The organism is Endozoicomonas sp. SESOKO2 (assembly GCF_024606245.1).
GTDB lineage: Bacteria > Pseudomonadota > Gammaproteobacteria > Pseudomonadales > Endozoicomonadaceae > Endozoicomonas_A.
In genome coordinates, this window is record NZ_JAHHPQ010000409.1 from 1 (window position 1) to 1,007 (window position 1,007).

The 1,007-nt window shown below is 46.3% G+C and carries 1 protein-coding gene; it reads left to right on the plus strand.

All coding sequences use genetic code 11. From position 1 onward, the window contains the following. The coding region (locus tag KDK17_RS08995; RefSeq protein ID WP_257287889.1) for a hypothetical protein at nt 1–823 on the plus strand (823 nt) is incomplete at its 5' end. Nucleotides 824–1,007 lie beyond the last annotated feature (184 nt).

Sequence of the window (1,007 nt, forward strand, 5' to 3'; positions counted from 1 at the left end):
GGACCAACCTGAGGGCGTCCCGAATATAGAACGAATGCTGGTGCGCCATCCTGCGTTTGCAAAGTTAAACTCGGCCAAGGCGAACCACCGTCCGGTGATTATCTTGGGTAAACCTTTCTGGGAAAACACATTAATTAATAAAAAAGTCGAGGCCCTGTATCAACTAAAAGTCGAGAAGAGCCCGAATCTAAAGCAGTTATTGGCAAGATACAGAGAGTCTCGTGCGACGGAAAATCAACGCAACAGGGAGCTGAATGCATTGACCAGACACATCAGTGATCTGAAAAAAAACAATCGTCAAAAAAGAAGTTACTACCGACGTCACAACCAGGATGCTTCTCTGGATCGGCTGTTTCGAGCTGAAGAAAAAGAATATGAAGAACAAAAGCGTGCTATCGACGAAAAGTACCGACCTATTCTGAGGGCCTGTGAGCTTTCACCCGAGGACAGAGACCTTTTTAGCAATTTGAAAACCAAATGCAAACAAGCGATTCTTCAGGCCTTCAGTCATTACCTGTATGGGTTGACACACTCGAAGGGTGGTCGTTTAACGCTTTGTTGGGCCAATGCAACCACCGGGTTTAACCATCATTCGAACAACTATGGCGCTCACGACCCATCTTCACCAGAAGAGCTCTCTGCCATGATGTCTGAAATCAATAGATCCTGGTGTTTTGAGGGCTCTCTCAGGAAAACCTACTTAAAGCAGGCACTTAAGGCCAGTGACGCTCTGGTGCTTAAATCCGCTGAGCTGACAACCATTGCCGAAGAGTTTTTGAGCAGCGTGAATTTGAATTCATTGTCTGACTCATTGGATAAGTGATACGCCACTGGAACTTTCATCCTGTCTGAAGGTCATATAAGCAAACAATTTAAATGCAGTCCTTCAGATCACAGGAGAGAGGTTGACGATGGATGGTCGGATTGGTGGGGAAGTAAAGAAACCCGTTCCTGGCAGCGGCGTGCCAGCCGATGCAGCAAAGCTGGAGTTATCGTCAAAAAAGAAT